Annotated in this window: 2 rRNA genes; both read right to left on the reverse strand. The window is 49.4% G+C overall.

Going from position 1 to position 3,121, the window contains the following annotated elements:
• Position 1: 1 nt before the first annotated feature.
• Positions 2-116, reverse strand: a 5S ribosomal RNA gene (gene rrf / locus IDG60_RS09510).
• A gap of 72 nt (positions 117-188) precedes the next feature.
• Positions 189-3,111, reverse strand: a 23S ribosomal RNA gene (locus IDG60_RS09515).
• Between the last annotated feature and the right edge of the window lie 10 nt (positions 3,112-3,121).

Raw genomic sequence — 3,121 nt, forward strand, 5'->3', positions numbered from 1 at the left:
TGCCTGGCAACGTTCTACTCTAGCGGAACGTAAGTTCGACTACCATCGACGCTAAGGAGCTTAACTTCTGTGTTCGGCATGGGAACAGGTGTGACCTCCTTGCTATAGTCACCAGACATATGAATGTAAATTATACATTCAAAACTAGATAGTAAGTAAAAGTGATTTTGCTTCGCAAAACATTTATTTTGATTAAGTCTTCGATCGATTAGTATTCGTCAGCTCCACATGTCACCATGCTTCCACCTCGAACCTATTAACCTCATCATCTTTGAGGGATCTTATAACCGAAGTTGGGAAATCTCATCTTGAGGGGGGCTTCATGCTTAGATGCTTTCAGCACTTATCCCGTCCACACATAGCTACCCAGCTATGCCGTTGGCACGACAACTGGTACACCAGAGGTATGTCCATCCCGGTCCTCTCGTACTAAGGACAGCTCCTCTCAAATTTCCTACGCCCACGACGGATAGGGACCGAACTGTCTCACGACGTTCTGAACCCAGCTCGCGTACCGCTTTAATGGGCGAACAGCCCAACCCTTGGGACCGACTACAGCCCCAGGATGCGATGAGCCGACATCGAGGTGCCAAACCTCCCCGTCGATGTGAACTCTTGGGGGAGATAAGCCTGTTATCCCCGGGGTAGCTTTTATCCGTTGAGCGATGGCCCTTCCATGCGGAACCACCGGATCACTAAGTCCGTCTTTCGACCCTGCTCGACTTGTAGGTCTCGCAGTCAAGCTCCCTTATGCCTTTACACTCTATGAATGATTTCCAACCATTCTGAGGGAACCTTTGAGCGCCTCCGTTACCTTTTAGGAGGCGACCGCCCCAGTCAAACTGCCCGCCTGACACTGTCTCCCACCACGATAAGTGGTGCGGGTTAGAAAGCCAACACAGCTAGGGTAGTATCCCACCAGCGCCTCCACGTAAGCTAGCGCTCACGTTTCAAAGGCTCCTACCTATCCTGTACAAGCTGTGCCGAATTTCAATATCAGGCTACAGTAAAGCTCCACGGGGTCTTTCCGTCCTGTCGCGGGTAACCTGCATCTTCACAGGTACTATGATTTCACCGAGTCTCTCGTTGAGACAGTGCCCAAATCGTTACGCCTTTCGTGCGGGTCGGAACTTACCCGACAAGGAATTTCGCTACCTTAGGACCGTTATAGTTACGGCCGCCGTTTACTGGGGCTTCGATTCGTAGCTTCGCAGAAGCTAACCACTCCTCTTAACCTTCCAGCACCGGGCAGGCGTCAGCCCCTATACATCACCTTACGGTTTAGCAGAGACCTGTGTTTTTGATAAACAGTCGCTTGGGCCTATTCACTGCGGCTCTTCTGGGCGTTAACCCTAAAGAGCACCCCTTCTCCCGAAGTTACGGGGTCATTTTGCCGAGTTCCTTAACGAGAGTTCGCTCGCTCACCTTAGAATTCTCATCTTGACTACCTGTGTCGGTTTGCGGTACGGGCACCTATTTTCTATCTAGAGGCTTTTCTCGGCAGTGTGAAATCAACGACTCGAAGACACAATGTCTTCTCCCCATCACAGCTCAGCCTTAACGAGTACCGGATTTGCCTAATACTCAGCCTTACTGCTTAGACGTGCAATCCAATCGCACGCTTCGCCTATCCTACTGCGTCCCCCCATCGATTAAAACGATTATAGGTGGTACAGGAATATCAACCTGTTATCCATCGCCTACGCCTGTCGGCCTCAGCTTAGGACCCGACTAACCCAGAGCGGACGAGCCTTCCTCTGGAAACCTTAGTCAATCGGTGGACGGGATTCTCACCCGTCTTTCGCTACTCACACCGGCATTCTCACTTCTAAGCGCTCCACATGTCCTTACGATCATGCTTCAACGCCCTTAGAACGCTCTCCTACCATTGTCCAAAGGACAATCCACAGCTTCGGTAATATGTTTAGCCCCGGTACATTTTCGGCGCAGTGTCACTCGACTAGTGAGCTATTACGCACTCTTTAAATGATGGCTGCTTCTAAGCCAACATCCTAGTTGTCTGGGCAACGCCACATCCTTTTCCACTTAACATATATTTTGGGACCTTAGCTGGTGGTCTGGGCTGTTTCCCTTTCGAACACGGACCTTATCACCCATGTTCTGACTCCCAAGTTAAATTAATTGGCATTCGGAGTTTGTCTGAATTCGGTAACCCGAGAGGGGCCCCTCGTCCAAACAGTGCTCTACCTCCAATAATCATCACTTGAGGCTAGCCCTAAAGCTATTTCGGAGAGAACCAGCTATCTCCAGGTTCGATTGGAATTTCTCCGCTACCCTCAGTTCATCCGCTCACTTTTCAACGTAAGTCGGTTCGGTCCTCCATTCAGTGTTACCTGAACTTCAACCTGACCAAGGGTAGATCACCTGGTTTCGGGTCTACGACCAAATACTAAACGCCCTATTCAGACTCGCTTTCGCTACGGCTCCACATTTACTGCTTAACCTTGCATCAAATCGTAACTCGCCGGTTCATTCTACAAAAGGCACGCCATCACCCATTAACGGGCTCTGACTACTTGTAAGCACACGGTTTCAGGTTCTATTTCACTCCCCTTCCGGGGTGCTTTTCACCTTTCCCTCACGGTACTGGTTCACTATCGGTCACTAGAGAGTATTTAGCCTTAGGAGATGGTCCTCCCAGATTCCGACGGAATTTCACGTGCTCCGTCGTACTCAGGATCCACTCAAGAGAGACAACATTTTCGACTACAGGATTATTACCTTCTTTGATTCATCTTTCCAGATGATTCGTCTAATGTCGTCCTTTGTAACTCCGTATAGAGTGTCCTACAACCCCAACAAGCAAGCTTGTTGGTTTGGGCTCTTCCCGTTTCGCTCGCCGCTACTAAGGGAATCGAATTTTCTTTCTCTTCCTCCGGGTACTAAGATGTTTCAGTTCTCCGGGTGTGCCTTCTGATATGCTATGTATTCACATATCGATAACATGACATAACTCATGCTGGGTTTCCCCATTCGGAAATCTCTGGATCAAAGCTTACTTACAGCTCCCCAAAGCATATCGTCGTTAGTAACGTCCTTCATCGGCTTCTAGTGCCAAGGCATCCACCGTGCGCCCTTAATAACTTAATCTATGTTTCCA

The organism is Staphylococcus sp. EG-SA-2 (genome assembly GCF_017152085.1).